At 46.8% G+C, this 771-nt stretch carries 1 protein-coding gene; it reads left to right on the top strand.

Annotated features, from left to right (window positions below; all coding sequences use genetic code 11):
• Positions 1-771, top strand: a 771-nt coding sequence (locus tag ACS8FC_RS16790; RefSeq protein ID WP_439297622.1) for an ABC transporter permease, incomplete at both ends; no start/stop codon positions are given.

Below are 771 nucleotides of genomic sequence, written 5' to 3'. Positions count from 1 at the left end.
ATTTCAATGATTGGTCTGACACTTGGGGTTGCCGTATTGATTACGGTGCTATCGGTCATGAATGGTTTTGATCGAGAATTAAAAACCCGTATTTTGGGCATGGTGCCGCAAGCCACGGTGGTCTCAACGGAGATTATTGGTGATTGGGAGCAACTGGCTGATAAGATTAAAGAAGATCCAGAAGTATCAGCTGTCGCACCCTTTATTCAATTGCAAGGGATGCTGACATCAAACGGTCAGGTCGCAGGGATTATGGTGACTGGCGTTGAGCCCGAATATGAGAAAAACGTCTCTATCATTAATGATCATATGGTCGAAGGCAGTATTGATACCTTGCAAAGTGGTGACTTTAGCATTGTATTGGGTGAGGAGATGGTTCAGTCTCTGGGCTTGCAGATAGGGGACAAAGTGACTCTAGTGCTACCAGAAGCATCGCCATCGCCAGCTGGTGTCATACCACGGTTTAAGCGCTTTACTTTGACAGGCATTTTTACCATCAGCCCAGAGGTAGACAGTCTGATGGCGTTCATCCCGATGGGTGATGCAGCAAAACTGCTGCGTTTGCCAGAAGGGGCGCAAGGCGTGCGTATGAAGCTTAATGATATCTTCACTGCGCCGATCGCGTCACAAAAAGCGGCAGCCATCGCACCTGAACAATTATATCCTAATGATTGGACGCAAACGCACGGCAATCTGTTTGGTGCGATTCAAATGGAAAAAGCCATGGTTGGCTTGCTACTATTTTTAATTATCTTGGTTGCCGCTTTCAAC

It is taken from the genome of Psychrobacter sp. 1Y4, assembly GCF_051847555.1.
This window is presented reverse-complemented; position numbering and strand designations above follow the sequence as displayed.